A 15,632-nucleotide genomic window follows, 5' to 3' on the forward strand; every position below is an offset into this window, starting at 1 on the left:
ACATTAGAATTTATGTCAAATCACTTATTAAGAAGAGTTCTCATTAAGTCGGCATTTAAGATGTCGTTGTGTTGAATTATAAAATTTAATATTGGATAAAATTTAACACGACATCATTCCTGATGCCTGATTATGCTATTAGCATAAATCAATACCGTGTGATAGCTGACCCTACGTTTAGTAAAGAACGCCCCCTCCAAACAGGTAATACAATGAAAAAAAATATAATTTTTCTCTCCGGGATGATCTTTTCGTCGGTCGGTCACGCCAGTGCGCTCTATTTCTATGAAATCGGAACGGAAGATACCGCACTGGCTGGTGCAGGGCAGGCCGCTCGTGCTCAGGATGCCTCTACGCTGTTAACGAACCCTGCGGGGATGACTCGTTTACCTGACCATATGGTCACCGGAGGATTACAGGCGATGGGCGGAGATATTCCCTATACGCTGAATAATACGACAGATGGCAGACAAAGCCCCGGTAATGTAATGACGCTTTTCCCCAATGCCAGCATGTTTTATACGCAACGGCTGAGTGATACCGTTTCTGCCGGTTTGGGTTTGTACGGCAACTATGGGTTAGGTATCGACTTCGGCAACTGGGCTGGGGATCGGTTAATTAAACAAAGTACCATGGTTGCGATGACGCTGAGTCCCGCCGTTGCATGGAAACTAAGTGATAAGGTGTCGGTTGGCGCAGCTGCAGGGCTAAACTATGGTTTTCTGTCGCTAAGCAGAGATGTCGATGGCCACGATGAGAAACAAAGCGATCATGACTGGGCGATGAATTACCACCTTGGGTTATTAATGGACTTAACTGACAATACTCGAGCGGGTGTAACCTGGACCAGCAAGACTGATTATCATTTCAATATTGACGGGACAGCGCGTTTTCCCAATATACCTAATATTGGATATGATCTGCCGATCTCCACACAAGTCCGTGCTCCGCAGCAGGTGATGCTTAGTCTGGTTCACGATATCAACAGGCAGTGGTCAGTAATGGGCGATCTAGGCTGGCAGGACTGGAGCCAGTTTGGCAGCCCGCAGATTACAATGAATGGTCAGCAAAGCGATCGTGATAATCGTCTGAAAGATACATGGCATACAGCGCTGGGCGTGCAATATCATCCCGATGAGCAGTGGCGCATTAATGCCGGTATTGCATATGACAGTTCACCGTACAAATCGCAAAGTGATGTAGCGCTTTCGATGCCAACCGGCGATGAATGGCGACTTGCCACCGGTGCACAGTACCAGATTACGCCAGCCAGCAATATTGGCGTTGCCGTTGAGTATTTGCACATGCAGTCGTCCAACGTCAAATCTGATATCTTTGCAGGCCAGTATAAGAACCCGTGGTTATGGTTTGCCAGTGTCAACTACAGCTATCAATTCTAGCGCCGTTATTCCCGATTAAATATCTCACGCATTGTTAATAGTCACCATAGCGGATTATCTATCCGGCGGTGTCTGGTGACCATCTGCTGGTGGTCTTATCACACACGCTCGTTTAAATAAAAATAAATTTGTACTTTTATTATTGAGCAATTTATGGTTTTAATATGAATCTGTACTACCTTCATGGAATATAGGTAAAAGCATATTGTTTTCAATCTAAATAATACAGGTTTGATTATGCAAATTTCACCTCCGGTACGCCCAGAACAAAGCATACAACGTTTAATGCAAGCACTTGAACCGATTGCAGAAAAGATGAAAGTTGTGCCGCGGCGGCGTATCATGTGGAAATACAAGAATAAGCCTCAACTCTACCTTTTTTTGCAAGGGGAGCTGTCCATTTTACGTTCTTCTGATGGTCTGTTAATCGTGACCGTCTATGAACCCCATCTGTTCGGTATTGCCGAAATGATCCAACCGGTACACGGCCATTTATTGCGCGCTGAAGCAGAATCAACCTTATTACGCGTCGATGCCGATAAAGCACGAGAACTCTTTCATCAACAAGGCTTGTGGGAAGATGCGGCGGCAGTGCTTTCATATCATACGGGCTATCTCTTTTATCGTGATGATTTAGTCGTACAGCAGCGTACTTATTCAGTGATACGTAACCACCTCGAAGAGATGATTTTGTTGCCGGAAGAGACGCGCACGCGAGTCTCTATTTTGGATTATATTCAGGATCGGACCCACTTATCGCGCAGCAGTGTTTTAAATGTTGTATCTGCGTTAAAAAAAGGAGGGTATATTGATTTTGAACGCGGAGGGTATCTTACTTCCATCAATAAATTGCCTGAGCGATTTTAAATAAACCCACAAACAAGTTACAAATCGATTATCTAACTTTAATATTCTATTGTAGTAGCATGATATCAATCGTAAAAAATCCTCCTCATCATTCTCTGAGGAGGATTTTTTGTTATTCAATAAGAGAGTTCACGGACTGATTAATGCTTAACAGTCCTGTTTGATTATGCTCCTTATAATAAAAATTGTTCATTTGCTGCATTTGTTCGAGCTTGGTTAAAGAAGCATAAACCTGGTACGCCTGGCTATGAACGTCAAACATCTCTCTTGGCTTAACCTCATGAAGATATTCATTTTTTAACGAACTCACGACGTTTTCAATTTGCTGTTTATTATCCTGATATAAGGACAGGGATGCCGAGTCACTACTTGATTTTGACTCGGGTTGTGCCTGAACAACAGGGATCACCATTTTATTGATCTTAACAACTTTCTCTGGGGGAGAAGTATTACAGCCAGAAAGTATCCCAGTGATGAGAAGTAGATAGAGAGTGCGCATATATAGTGTTCTAAAGACAATGGATGCCAGCCATTATCTTTTTATACAGTCAGGTGTCTACAGCTATTTTGTTTAAATAAAAACAAAAGGAAATTTAAAAATAAATGTCATTGCATTACATTGTTTCAGAAGACCATGTTAGCCTACGAGCATTAGATCATAGAAACCTGATAAATACAGTATTAAGGAAGCTTCTCAGCAATCAGAGCAGCAGGGTTTCTTTCTTCTTGATAATATATTATTAGCGAGGATTTATGAAACTTAATAAACTAGTAAGTTATCTGGCTTTAGCTGGTGTGTGTTCAACATCATTAATATCACTACCTGTATTGGCACAGGAAGGGGCAAAAGATGCGACTGCTCAGACCAAAAGTGCGAATGACGCCTTATATGGTCAATTGCCATTCACTGATAAAACCGATTTTATGAACGCTCATAAAGGTTTTATTGCTCCGCTTCCCAATGAATTGATTAAAGGGGAGCAGGGAAATGTTGTCTGGGACCCTCAGCAATATGCCTTTATCAAAGAGGGCGAAAAAGCCCCCGACACGGTTAATCCAAGCCTGTGGCGTCAGTCGCAGTTGATCAATATTGGCGGCTTGTTCCAGGTCACCGATGGCGTGTATCAAATCCGTAATCTTGATCTCTCGAATATGACAATTATGGAAGGGAAAGAGGGTATTACGGTCATTGATCCGCTTGTCTCGGCAGAAACTGCGAAAGTGGGAATGGACCTTTATTATAAGAATCGCGGTAAAAGACCCGTTGTTGCCGTCATTTATACACACAGCCATGTTGATCACTACGGTGGCGTCCGCGGCGTGATTGATGAAGCGGATGTGAAATCCGGTAAAGTGAAGGTATATGCACCGGCTGGTTTTATGAAGGAAGCTGTATCTGAAAATATTATGGCAGGTAACGCCATGAGTCGCCGAGCCAGTTACATGTATGGCAATCTGTTGAAACCGGATGCAAAAGGTCAGGTCGGTGCGGGTCTGGGGACGACAACCTCCGCCGGTACGGTGACGCTGATTGAACCCACTAACTATATTACCCACACCGGGCAGAAAGAAGTTATCGACGGTCTAACCTATGACTTCATGATGGCGCCGGGATCGGAAGCACCTTCTGAAATGCTGTGGTATGTAGAAGAGAAGGGAATGATCGAAGCTGCAGAGGATGTCACCCATACGCTGCATAACACTTATTCATTACGTGGCGCGAAGATCCGCGATCCGCTGGCATGGTCAAAATATATCAATGACGTTATTGGCCGCTGGGGTGGAAAGGCAAACATTATTATTGCTCAGCATCACTGGCCGACCTGGGGTAATGAAAATGTGGTGAAGTTAATGAAAAGTCAGCGTGATATGTACCGTTACATCAACGATCAGACGCTGCGCATGGCTAACCAGGGGCTGACCCGTGACGAAATCGCCGCTAACTTCAAACTGCCGTCTGGTCTGGAAAAATCATGGGCCAGCCGTGGATACTATGGTTCTGTCAGCCATGATGTGAAAGCAACGTATGTCTTTTACCTCGGCTGGTTCAATGGTAATCCGGCAACACTGAATGAATTACCGCCCGTTGATGCCGCGAAGAAATATGTCGATTATATGGGCGGCGCCGATGCAATCATGCAAAAAGCGAAAACTGATTATGCCCAGGGCAATTACCGTTGGGTGGCGCAAGTCACTAACAATATCGTCTTTGCAGATCCGAGCAATAAAGAAGCCCGTAATCTGGAAGCAGATGCCCTTGAGCAAATGGGTTACCAGGCTGAGTCCGGTCCATGGCGTAATTTTTATCTGACTGGTGCACAAGAATTACGCAACGGTGTGGTGAAAGGCGCGACACCAAATACCGCCAGCCCGGATACCGTTAAAGCCATGTCACCTGAGATGTTCTTTGATTATCTCGCGGTACATATTAACGGAGAAAAAGCGGCAAATGCGCAGGCAGTCTTCAACATCGATTTAGGTGCTGACGGCGGTAAATACAAACTGGAACTGGAAAACGGTGTTCTTAACCATAGCGCTGATACACAGGCCAGCAACGCTGATGCCTCCATTACGCTTAACCGTGCAACGTTGAACAAAATTATTCTCAAGGAAGAATCGCTGAAACAGGCAGAAGAGAAGGGTGATGTACAAATTTCCGGCAATCATGCCAAGCTTGATGAGTTCCTCGGGTATTTAGATAGCTTTGATTTCTGGTTTAACATGGTAACGCCTTAATTGTAGAGACAAACCATGCCATAACCCGCCAGCACTGGCGGGTTTTTTATTGTTGCTTATCAGAGTATTGAGTTGTACGAGACTGTATAGCAGTTGCTATACATAAGCCTTATGATATGCTTGTAAAGCAATTGCTATACAAGAGGCTTAATAATGAAATCAGATGTCCAGCTCAACCTTAGAGCTAAAGAATCCCAACGCGCACTTATTGATGCGGCCGCAGAGATTCTACATAAATCGCGTACAGACTTTATTCTGGAAATGGCCTGCCAGGCGGCAGAGAACGTTATTCTCGATCGCCGAGTGTTTAATTTTAATGATGAACAATACGCTGAGTTTATCGAGATGCTTGATGCTCCGGTTGCCGAAGATCCCGCTATCAGGAAGCTACTGGCAAGGAAACCACAGTGGGATTTGTAACCGCACCTGAGCCACTAACTCACATTCATCAATTGGCGGAATTTGTCAGCGGAGAAATTGTTCTCGATGATTGGTTAAAGCAAAAAGGGCTAAAAAATCAGGCTCTCGGCGCAGCCAGGACGTTTGTTGTCTGCAAAACAGACACGCGACAAGTCGCTGGCTTTTATTCACTGGCCACTGGTAGCGTCAACCACACAGAAGCAACAGGCAATCTTCGGCGTAACATGCCAGATCCAATCCCCGTAATTATCCTTGCCAGATTGGCCGTAGATCTTTCTGTTCGTGGAAAAGGGTTAGGGGCCGATCTGCTTCACGATGCGGTACTGCGGTGTTACAAAGTGGCAGAAAATATTGGCGTGCGTGCCGTTATGGTGCATGCGCTCACAGACGAAGCTAAACGTTTTTATCTTCACCACGGATTCAAAGCATCTCAACTGCAGGAACGAACTCTGTTTCTCAGGCTTTCATGATTGTAATGAGCAGAGGAGGTCAATGGCCAAACGTGGGCCACATGGGGACTTAACTGAGTACGTATCAAATTGCATTTAACATAATATACATTATGCGCACTAACGTAGATAAAGGCTGAATCTGATGTTTTATGGTCATCCTTGTGCTGCTCAATAATGACGCCTCAAAACCCTTTCAAGCACAGTTGCCTCAACAGCGCTAACAGTTCTGGATCATGGCTCTCGACTACAGCTGGTTATGCAAATAGCTGTTTTATGTCTTCTACATTTCCACCGCGACTCTCACTTCACTGAACATTAAAACTGATAACTGTAGTTCACACTGGCAAACCACAGATACGGATTATCGTAACTCCCCTGATAAATTGATGGTGACTGTACGTGGGACGACTGCATATGCAGATACGACACAGCAGCACCGATATTGCTTTGTGGTGTAATTTGATATTGCGCTCCGGTAGCAAATCGCCATTCATCACCGGTCGGCAACGTCAGCGCCACATCGCTTTGCGAATTATAGACTGTACTATCAAAAGCTACGCCCGCATTCAAACGCCATTGTTCCGTAGGTCGAAATTGCACACCTAAAGCTGTATGCCACGAATCCTTAAGACGACTGGACTTATCAACTTCTTGCCCGACCACCGTTATTTGCGGCGCGCCGAACTGACTCCAGTCCTGCCAGCCAAGATCGCCCATCACTGACCACTGTTTATTAATGTCATGAACCAGACTTAACATAATCTGTTGTGGAGCACGTACCTGCGCAGAAATAGGCAAATCGTATTCCACGTTCGGTAAGTTCGGGAAACGCGCTTTGCCGTCAATATCAAAATCGTACTCAGTTTTGCTGGTCCAGGCGATACCGGCCCGGGTTTGATCGGTCAGTTCCATCAATAATCCCAGACGATAGCTCATCGCCCAGTCATGATCCTTTTCTTTTTCATCGTTGCCATCAACATTTCGAGTGAGTGACAGAAAACCGTAATTGACGTTAACAGAGCCCCCAACGGAAACCCTGTCACTAAGCTTATAAGCCAGCGATGGACTGAGCGTCATCGCAACCATGGTGCTTTTCTTAATCAGCCGGTCGCCGGACCAATTGCCAAAATCGATCCCCAGACCGTAATTTCCGTATAGCCCAATACCAGCATAAAGATCGTCATTCACCTTCTGGGCATAGAATGCGCTGGCATTTGGAAAGAAGCGCATGATGTCACCGGGGCTTTTACGCCCCGTCTCGTCTTCAAGGGTGTAGGACACATCACCATCCATTGCCTGTAATCCACCGGTGAACATATGATCCGGAAGTCGCGTCATTCCTGCGGGGTTAGTCACGATGGTGGAGGCATCCTGCGCACGTGCTGCCTGCCCCGCCCCTGCCAAAGCCGTATCTTCGGTGCCTATTTCATAAAAATAGAGTGCGCTAGCTTGTGCTAACGGCGAGCAAAAAAGACTAAGATAAATCAAGGTCAATTTTTTCATAGGCCACCTGCAGAATTTCTTCATTATTGAAGTAGTTAGCGTCTGTAAAAGCGTAGCTTGCAGCATTTAAATTGTCAGGCAAAAGCACCGGATTAAAAGCGCGACTTGTGCATACGTTCGAGCTGGATTTTGTCTGCTTCACTCGCTGTGTCAGCCAGGGACTGAAAACTATCTGGTGCGTAATAAGTTTTCGGTCGCGGAAGCGATTGCATGGAAGTGCCCGGGTAAATTTGTAACTCGCCCAGGCGCGCAAGCCGATATCCTTCGATCACGGCGGGAAAAGTCAGTTGCAGTGGCGTGGCGTTCTCGTACGAAACTGGGGTTGGTAACCGGTTATGCTCAAGATTATAGTTACGCTTTAACACCAGAAATTTATCTGGAACCCTACGTTTACTGTTCCACCAGTCACCGTCCAATTCGCGAAACTTACGCTCAGTTTCAGTCCGGGTTGCGACGCCAAGTTGCAGTAAAACCCGCTGCAGTTCGCGATCCACCGCCGCGTTGTAGGCCGCAATGGATTCCACCCTGCCCTGTAAAATCACGTTGATGGCGATACGAGCACCCAGTAGATTTGAATAGAGATCTTCCGGGGAAAATGCAGAAATCTGCTCAGAAAAACCGGGAACAGACTCGAATCCATACCACTGTGCAATTTCGTGCCATTGAGCCAGTTCAAAGGCCAGATTCCCCGCCAACCAGGCGGCCAATGTGTAACGCTGCGCCATTGCTGCAGGAGGTGTGAAACCGTGTAGCTGTATCCGTCTGACGCCCAATTCTTCACTGTAAAAAAAACGCCACTGTTGACCAAGTTTTGGATAAATACGAGAAAAGAGGTAAAGGGTGTTATCCGCCGTATCGCGAACGTGCGCTATGTCGATAAAACCCCCACGGTGGGTATAAAGCAGTCCGTTTTTTTCCTCACTCAGTCCAACGATATTTTTCACGGCCCCCAACGCACTATCGTTATAGTGATGACGCCCCAGTGAATCTAACGTTAATACATTGCCAATCTGGTAGACAGGGATCGGCACACCTATCGCCCTGACATGAAGATCATAGCCAAACGCGCAGCATGGGCGTAGTGACTCCGGCGGTGCTAAATGGCCGACAACGGGATATGCCTTATGCGCTTGTTTAAGAGTGAGGCCAGGAACTTCCGCGCAGGCAAATCCGGCTACCAGCAGTAAAAACAGAAATCCTTTAGCCATTCAGAATGCCTCCGCAATTTGAAAATAGAATCCTGCACTCTCTCTCCCAAAACCTAAATCCAGGCGGATATTCATGGCGGGCTTCACTTCAAAGCGATAACCGACACCCGCATTAGGTAAGATCGGATGATGTCCCATATCGTCAATGTTTCTGCCTAAAGCTCCTGCGCCCAACCACAACACGTAACCATGTCGCCAGTTGAGTTTTTTTCGATATTCCACCTGCCCACTTACCACATCCTTATCCCGATAACGCCCCTGGTAATACCCCCGCAGACGGCGGTCATCTCCGGCCATTGATAAACGATCCCACGGCACGTCTCCACGAGTGAAACGTCCCCATAAATCGAACGCCAGCACAGTCCTGTCATCAAGTAAAAGGTAACGATCGTATTGAACCTGTGCTGCCGTAAAATGAGTATCTGAACCAAAAGACGGATCAAACCAGGTGTACTCCAGCTTAAAATAGTGTCCATGCTGTGGCCGCGTGACAACGTCACGTGTGTCGTAACTCAGACTTACACTGGGTCCAGACGATAACGGCGATGTCTGCGCATTATTTAGGCTGAACACGTCCCCCTGATGCGGATCGTCAACGTCCGCCTGCATAGAAGAAAAATCCCAACCCGCGCCAAGATAAACGCGTTCAGCGATTTCTCGCATCAATACAGGATGCAAACTCACGGAGTTGTTGGTGTAATCCTGTTCATTACCCTGGGCTGCGTCGTAGCCAATGCCCCAAAAACCCGTTGGCACTTTGTTCACTGAGCCGTCCACAAACAATCGCCAACGGTCGTCGGTAAAAAAGGTATAACTGCTGATCCCCATTCCCAACGCCCCGCTGGCACTGACATAACCCGTCAAGGAAACAGAAGAGTTCTGAGTTGTTTTATCTGCCGCATCCACCCGGTAGATCCCCGCCACCGCCATGCCAAGACCCAGCTTCAGCTCTGGAGTGTAAAATGGCCCCGGCAACACGCTCCAGTTCACCCCTTTTGCCGGATCGTACTGGTTATCCGCACCCAGCTTCCCGAGGAAAGCGTCAATTGAGGGTTGATCCAATGTTAACGCCTCCGCAGACCAGGTCGTCAGAGCCAATAGCGATGTCAACATGACGCGAAAACCGTTCATCAGAAGCGATATTCACCGGCAATAAAGAAGCTATTGCGTTCGTTAAATCCAAACTCCGTCAGGACGTTAAATTGTGGTGTCATTTCAAACTGAGTCCCCAGCAGCATGTTCCACGGAGAGGTCAGATTCTGTTTAACATCAAATCGCCCGTTGCCATCCTGGTTTACGGCCTGGATCAGTGGCTGAAGCTCAGCGGGCATATGCAGATCGGAGAGGCTACCCCTGAACTCCTGCTGCACGTTCTGGTACATACTCCCCACCCAGACGCTCAGATGAGATTCGCCCACCGGCCCCTGAAATTTAAAGCGATACCCAACACGGGGAGACACGGTAAGGGCTGAAATTTTGCCATCCAGAATGTCAAAATCAGTACGGGTATAGTTGGTATCCACCAGGGCAAACCAGTTTTCGTATCCTCCTGCCAAAGTAATACCGGTTCCCCAGGTTGTGCCTTTAAAATCGAGAACAAAATCAATATCCTGTAGCTCACCGCTCTGATAAAGCTGATGCACAGATGATGCGATAATGCGGTCAACACCGGTGTAGCGCGAAGGGTCTGCATCTACTGAAACATTCGAGACCGACGATCCGCGTGTGTGCCCTACCAGCCCGTAAATGTTCAAAAACGGGAAGACCCACATGTCCAGACGTAGGTTTTCAGTTTTGCTCTGTTCACGCGTATGGTCGGCATCAATATTGAACATATCGACAGGAATCGGGTGATTGCCAAGCGCCAGTCCGGAAAAACTGATGCTATCGACATCAATATTTTGCCGCATGTTCATATAGCTCAGGTTGATGCCAAACGGTAGCGGAATGGCATATCCCCGCGCCCTGGCCTCCTCGCCCCAAATCGGAAACGTGCTGGCATCAGTTTCAGCTGCGCTGGCCACGCCGGAAACCCACAGCAACGGAACAACCGCGTGGAACCATTTCATTATTTGTCCTCATTCATTCCGCTCATCCCTACAGGCCAGAGCCAACATTAAAATAAACTGCTTGTTCGTTATCGCTAAAAGCGACATCTACACCGGTACGCAGTCCGTATTCGCGCGCAATCAAATATCGAATACCGCTGCCCCAGGCCACTTCTGCGCTACGGTAAAGCTCTGATGTACTGTCTGCCGCACTTCCAGCACCGACAAAACCCAAAACAATCCAACGCGACGACATTTGCCAGGCTAACTGCGTCTGAACGGTACTCACGTCATCCCCCTGGTAGCGATAGCGAGAGATACCACGAAGTTCGATATAAGGGCGCGCCATTGGTGGCAGATGTTTATCCTGCTGCGACAGCGTTTGATAGTCCCCTGCAAGTGAAAGCGTCCAGTCGGCGTTCAGTGGCAGGAAAAACTTGCCTTCGAGCGTCAGCAGGTCGTAGCGATAGTCCCCCCCAAGATAGTGGCCGTAGAATTGATACTCGCCGCTAAGAGAAAGCCCGCGTCCGGGCCAAAAGAAGTTATCAGTTGTGTCGTATTCCGCTACCACCCCCAATGCAGAGGTGATGCTGCTTTCACCCAATAGCTGCCGCCATACCTGGTTGACGAGCGGATTATTGCGGGCAGAGATATCCATCTTTGCCCAGAACTGTGATGCTCCCAGAAAAACGGGAGAATCCCCTGCGCGAAAGAGAAGCTTTTGCATACCGCCATAACCGCGAGTTTCGGTTTCCACGGCCCGGTTATTGCCAAAGCCCAATACGTCACCGGAATATATATCCAGATTGACATCGGCATAGCCTCCTGCAACCAGATAGCGAATGTGGTCATCCTGCCAGGTGTGGCGATGCCCCCCACCTACAAACCAGGTACCGTTTTGCGTTCCGCCACCGCCAAACGCGCTCATGGCCGGAGGAATAAACTGCCCATCAACCTGTCGTCCCTTGCCATGCAGAAACAGACCGAACAGGCCGCCGCCATAACCAACGGCCGGTTCGGTAATAACCAGCGGAATCGGTAGAAAACCGTACGGGTTTTCTTGTAAATAACGGCTCATGTCCACCATGCCGTCTTCAGGATCGATAAGCCCTGTCGCCATAGCGCGCCAGCACAGCAGAGGAATTAGCAGAAAAAGCCAACGCATTATTTCCCGCCTTCTGGAGGTGTTGCGGGTGCGGTATACCAATTCTCTTTGGCCACCATCACGCTGTTTTCTGGCTGTAGCACAAAATTCGGAGACATAATCTGCACGTTAAATTCGTTGAAGACGTCCTGAATATTGCTATGCAGTTCATTACGGGCATCTGCCAGAGATACATCCGGCAGCAGGCGCACCTGCAATTCATAGGAAATATACCAGTCCATCAGACTCAGCTGACGCACCAACGGCGGCTGTGAAAGATCGATTCCTTTGGCACGCTTGGCTGCCAACTCCAGCATTGCGTGGACCTGGCGCCAGGGCGTGTCGTAGCCAATGGTAACGCCGACCGTCAGGTTGACGCCGCCGTTGGTGCTTTGCGCGCTAAGGTTAGTAATTTTTCCACTAACCACTACCGCATTTGGCACGGTGACCACGTAATTTTCACGAGTGATAATTTTGGTCGCGAGCATACCAATTTCGCTTACCAATCCCTCGTTGTCCGCTACCCGAATCATGTCGCCTTTGCGCAGCGCGCGCGAATAGATCAAAACCAGTCCACTCATTGCGTGGTTCATCACCCCGGCCGACCCCAGCGTGAGCATCAGGCCAAAGAAAACGCTGATACCTTTAAACGCCAGTGAATTGGCACCGGGCAAAAAGGGATAGGCTGCAGATAGCGCAAAGAGCCACACCACCACAGAGATCAACTTACGGGTTGCGCCCACGGTTTCAGGGTGAATTCCAGGCAACTGCAAACGCCCTGCCTCCACCTGGTTGAGAACCACTTTAAGCAACTTCAGGATGAAGGCCGTGATGAGAAAAATGATCAGGACGATCATCAAGCCAGGTAACGCTGAGACAATCGACAATGCAATATCACGCACTACGCGTACAGACCAGTCACCAAGGGACTCTCCCCAGACGCGCGTCCAGGGAAACAGGCTAAAGACCCAACTCAGCCAAACGTAAAGTGCAACGATACCCAGCAGGATCATCAACAGTGCGTACAGGCGTGTCTCGATAGCGCCGATAAAACGCCGCCAACTCTGGGGGATCCAGCTTTTGTTCTCAAAAATGCGACGACGATAAACGCGTCTGACCCAACGCCAGGAACGGTATGCACCGAACCAAAACAGCACCAGTCCCACCAGACCAGCCACCGTTTTCACCGCCGACAGCGCCAGCCAGCCGCTGTTATACTGATCGCTCAATGCAGACCGCTGCGCCTCCATGCGCGCCAGTACGCGCTGCGCCGCCTGGTCGAGCGTAAGATCGTCTCCTTCGTCGAGATCGCCTTGTGTCAGCAACATCACCGGTTTACCGTTCATCACGATAAGCCTTCCCGGCTGGTTATAACGCGTGACCGACACAACCTGTAGCGGTTCGCGAACATCGGCTTCAGTGAAATTTCGTAGCGTATTGCGGATGCGCAGCACCCGCTCTTCTGGCGTGGTAAGGCCGAATTTCGCCTGGAGCATGACAATCGGTTGATGAAAAATATAAACCGTTCGCGCGCGTTCCTTTTCGGTGGGCTCCTGACGAGGTTCCGCCGCATATGTGTTAACAACCAAAGAGGAAAGAAAGCACATTAAAAAAGCGATCACAATCCTGTTCATATTCGCCACCGAAAACACGAGAATTATCGTTATTATTCAAAAAGCCAACGCAAATTTGATTGCTTTTTTTAGCATAGACCAGCCTTTCACTTACGCAATGTTAGTGATAAAGAGATCTTCATTTCATGTGAAAGATGACATTGCCTTTCAAAGGTTCTTTTCCTCATTACTAAATATAAGCGTTCGATTATCCCCTCTGATAAAAAGGTAAATAACGCTTCCCTACGGGGTCAGTCAGCGTATCCATTCGTAAAGAAATAGCGCCTCTTTGACCTGAATAGAGCATTTGGCAGCTATGTATCCGCGTGGCTTGCATAGCGTCCTGGTGCATAAAATTAACTGTCAGTGTGTGTTGCATCGATTCAGCATTATGTTGAAATCCAATAATGATAACTTCTTCCATAATTTATTATTAAATAACTTCCAGATGGAATAACCCCTCCGCCTTAATTAAGCTGCATTAAATTAATCACGATGCGAAAGATATGCCCTGCATTATTCATATTTTTGCAGGAATTCTCGAATAGTTATCTTGTGAAAGTAATTAACCTCCATTAGAAAAAATTTGGAGGATTTTTTTCGTGTCTATACTCAAAAGGCTTTCCTAATGAACGGAGTTCCCCACCATGCATAAAAGTGTCCCTTTTAGAAGGACGATGATTGCCAGTGTGCTAACGTTAGCAGCTGGCGCTGTGTCCACTGTTCATGCTGCACCGGCGACATCTACCGCACCGGAAAATGCGCCAAAGCAAGACTCATCTAAACCAAATATTGTCGTTATATTTGGTGATGACATCGGCTACTGGAACCTGAGTACCTACAATCAGGGCACCATGGGATATAAAACCCCAAATATCGACAGCATCGCTGCCGAAGGTGCCAAGTTCACCTCCTACTACGCTGAGCAAAGCTCGACCGCTGGCCGTTCTTCATTCATTACCGGACAAATGCCGTTCCGTACCGGGATGAGTAAGGTGGGGATGCCGGGTGCGCCACAGGGTCTGCAAAAAGAAGATCCGACCATTGCGAACATCCTGAAGCAACTGGGCTACGCTACTGGCCAGTTTGGTAAAAACCACCTCGGTGATCGCGATGAATTCCTGCCAACCGCGCACGGATTCGATGAGTTCATGGGTAACCTTTACCACCTGAACGCCGAAGAAGAACCGGAGAACCCGGACTACCCGAAAGATCCGGCCTTCCGCAAAGAGTTTGGCCCACGTGGCGTCATTAAGAGCACCGCCGATGGCAAGATTGAAGATACCGGTCCGCTTACCGTCCAGCGTATGAAAACCGTGGACGAAGAAACGCTCGCGGCCAACAACGACTTCATGGAACGTCAGGTTAAAGCCGGTAAGCCATTCTTCACCTGGTTCAATACCACCCGTATGCATAACAAAACGCACCTGAAAGACGGGAGCATTGGTGCTACGGGCCTTGGAACCTACGCCGACGGCATGGTGGAACATGACAAGATGATTGGTGAAGTGCTGCAGAAGATTAAAGATCTCGGCATCGAAGACAATACGATCCTCGTCTATACCACCGATAACGGCCCGATGACAGCAACCTGGCCGGATGCAGGCGAAACGCCTTTCCGCGGCGAGAAGAACACCGGTTGGGAAGGTGGTTTCCGCGTACCGGCGATGATTCGTTGGCCGGGCCACGTTAAGCCAGGCACCATTGTTGACGGCATTTTCGGCAGTAACGACTGGTTCCCTACCCTGGTTGCGGCTGCGGGCGATCCGAACATTAAAAACGAGCTGTTAAAAGGCTACAAAACGCCGTCCATTACCTACAAGGTGCACCTGGATGGCTACAACCAGCTCGACTACCTCCAGGGCAAGGGCCCGAATCAACGTAAAGAGTTCTTCTACTGGAGCGATGACGGCGATCTGCTGGCTATGCGCTACGAGCGTTGGAAAGTTCACTTTATGATTCAGGAGCATACCGGTCTTGATCTGTGGAAATACCCGTTCACCAAGCTGCGTACGCCACTGATCTTTGACCTTGAAGTCGATCCGCTGGAGAAAGGCAGCGACGGTATGGGCTACAACTCCTGGTTCTACGACCGTCTGTTCCTGATGGGCGGCGCGCAGAAATACGCGAAAGAGATGCTGGAAACCTTCAAAGAGTTCCCACCGCGTCAGAAACCGGGTTCGTTCACCATTTCCGACGCTTCGGCGATGCTGGAACAAGGCTCTAATATCAATAAATAAC

General features: G+C 48.2%; 13 protein-coding genes. 6 read left to right on the forward strand and 7 right to left on the reverse strand.

What is annotated here, in order from left to right:
• Positions 1-212 precede the first annotated feature (212 nt).
• Positions 213-1,400, forward strand: a complete 1,188-nt coding sequence (locus OGX83_RS06540) for an OmpP1/FadL family transporter (RefSeq protein WP_048235374.1) — start codon at positions 213-215, stop codon at positions 1,398-1,400.
• Positions 1,401-1,637: 237 nt separating this feature from the next.
• A complete protein-coding gene (locus OGX83_RS06545; RefSeq protein ID WP_003832974.1) occupies positions 1,638-2,267 on the forward strand; it encodes a winged helix-turn-helix transcriptional regulator in 630 nt (209 codons plus the stop codon).
• A 112-nt stretch (positions 2,268-2,379) separates the two neighbouring features.
• Here OGX83_RS06545 and OGX83_RS06550 read toward each other — a convergent pair whose 3' ends face one another.
• On the reverse strand, positions 2,380-2,766 hold the full coding sequence (locus tag OGX83_RS06550) for a KPN_03583 family lipoprotein (protein ID WP_008784771.1): 387 nt from the start codon (positions 2,764-2,766) through the stop codon (positions 2,380-2,382).
• Between the two features lie 254 nt (positions 2,767-3,020).
• On the opposite strand from OGX83_RS06550, the gene OGX83_RS06555 reads away from it, so the two are divergent.
• The 3 genes from OGX83_RS06555 (at position 3,021) to OGX83_RS06565 (ending at position 5,893) form a co-directional block, all read left to right on the forward strand.
• Complete coding sequence (locus tag OGX83_RS06555) at positions 3,021-5,003, forward strand: alkyl/aryl-sulfatase (RefSeq protein WP_286587614.1); 1,983 nt, start codon at positions 3,021-3,023, stop codon at positions 5,001-5,003.
• Positions 5,004-5,156: 153 nt separating this feature from the next.
• Positions 5,157-5,423: a type II toxin-antitoxin system TacA family antitoxin gene (locus OGX83_RS06560; protein WP_008784769.1), complete on the forward strand. Its 267-nt coding sequence runs from the start codon at positions 5,157-5,159 to the stop codon at positions 5,421-5,423.
• Positions 5,411-5,893: a GNAT family N-acetyltransferase gene (locus OGX83_RS06565; protein WP_063941970.1), complete on the forward strand. Its 483-nt coding sequence runs from the start codon at positions 5,411-5,413 to the stop codon at positions 5,891-5,893. The genes OGX83_RS06560 and OGX83_RS06565 overlap by 13 nt, the downstream gene beginning before the upstream one ends.
• Before the next feature lie 297 nt (positions 5,894-6,190).
• Here the strand turns inward: OGX83_RS06565 and OGX83_RS06570 are convergent, their stop codons facing one another.
• The 6 genes from OGX83_RS06570 to OGX83_RS06595 form a co-directional block, all read right to left on the reverse strand.
• Positions 6,191-7,378: an OmpP1/FadL family transporter gene (locus OGX83_RS06570; RefSeq protein WP_060682211.1), complete on the reverse strand. Its 1,188-nt coding sequence runs from the start codon at positions 7,376-7,378 to the stop codon at positions 6,191-6,193.
• Between the two features lie 92 nt (positions 7,379-7,470).
• Positions 7,471-8,586 carry a DUF4056 domain-containing protein gene (locus OGX83_RS06575; protein WP_174770263.1) on the reverse strand — a complete coding sequence of 372 codons (1,116 nt, stop codon included), beginning with the start codon at positions 8,584-8,586 and terminating at the stop codon, positions 7,471-7,473.
• Positions 8,587-9,699, reverse strand: coding sequence for a BamA/TamA family outer membrane protein (locus OGX83_RS06580; RefSeq protein ID WP_225280800.1), 1,113 nt, complete (start codon positions 9,697-9,699; stop codon positions 8,587-8,589). It lies immediately after the preceding gene.
• Positions 9,700-9,716: 17 nt separating this feature from the next.
• Positions 9,717-10,655, reverse strand: coding sequence for a hypothetical protein (locus OGX83_RS06585; protein WP_286587617.1), 939 nt, complete (start codon positions 10,653-10,655; stop codon positions 9,717-9,719).
• 28 nt (positions 10,656-10,683) lie between these two features.
• Positions 10,684-11,799, reverse strand: coding sequence for a BamA/TamA family outer membrane protein (locus tag OGX83_RS06590; protein ID WP_502873515.1), 1,116 nt, complete (start codon positions 11,797-11,799; stop codon positions 10,684-10,686).
• Positions 11,799-13,412, reverse strand: coding sequence for a mechanosensitive ion channel family protein (locus tag OGX83_RS06595; protein WP_032943434.1), 1,614 nt, complete (start codon positions 13,410-13,412; stop codon positions 11,799-11,801). Before OGX83_RS06595 ends, OGX83_RS06590 begins: the two co-directional genes overlap by 1 nt.
• Before the next feature lie 626 nt (positions 13,413-14,038).
• On the opposite strand from OGX83_RS06595, the gene OGX83_RS06600 reads away from it, so the two are divergent.
• Positions 14,039-15,631, forward strand: a complete 1,593-nt coding sequence (locus OGX83_RS06600) for an arylsulfatase (RefSeq protein ID WP_079934031.1) — start codon at positions 14,039-14,041, stop codon at positions 15,629-15,631.
• Position 15,632: the final 1 nt, after the last annotated feature.

Source organism: Citrobacter sp. Cpo074, from assembly GCF_030332745.1.
Classification (GTDB): domain Bacteria; phylum Pseudomonadota; class Gammaproteobacteria; order Enterobacterales; family Enterobacteriaceae; genus Citrobacter; species Citrobacter portucalensis.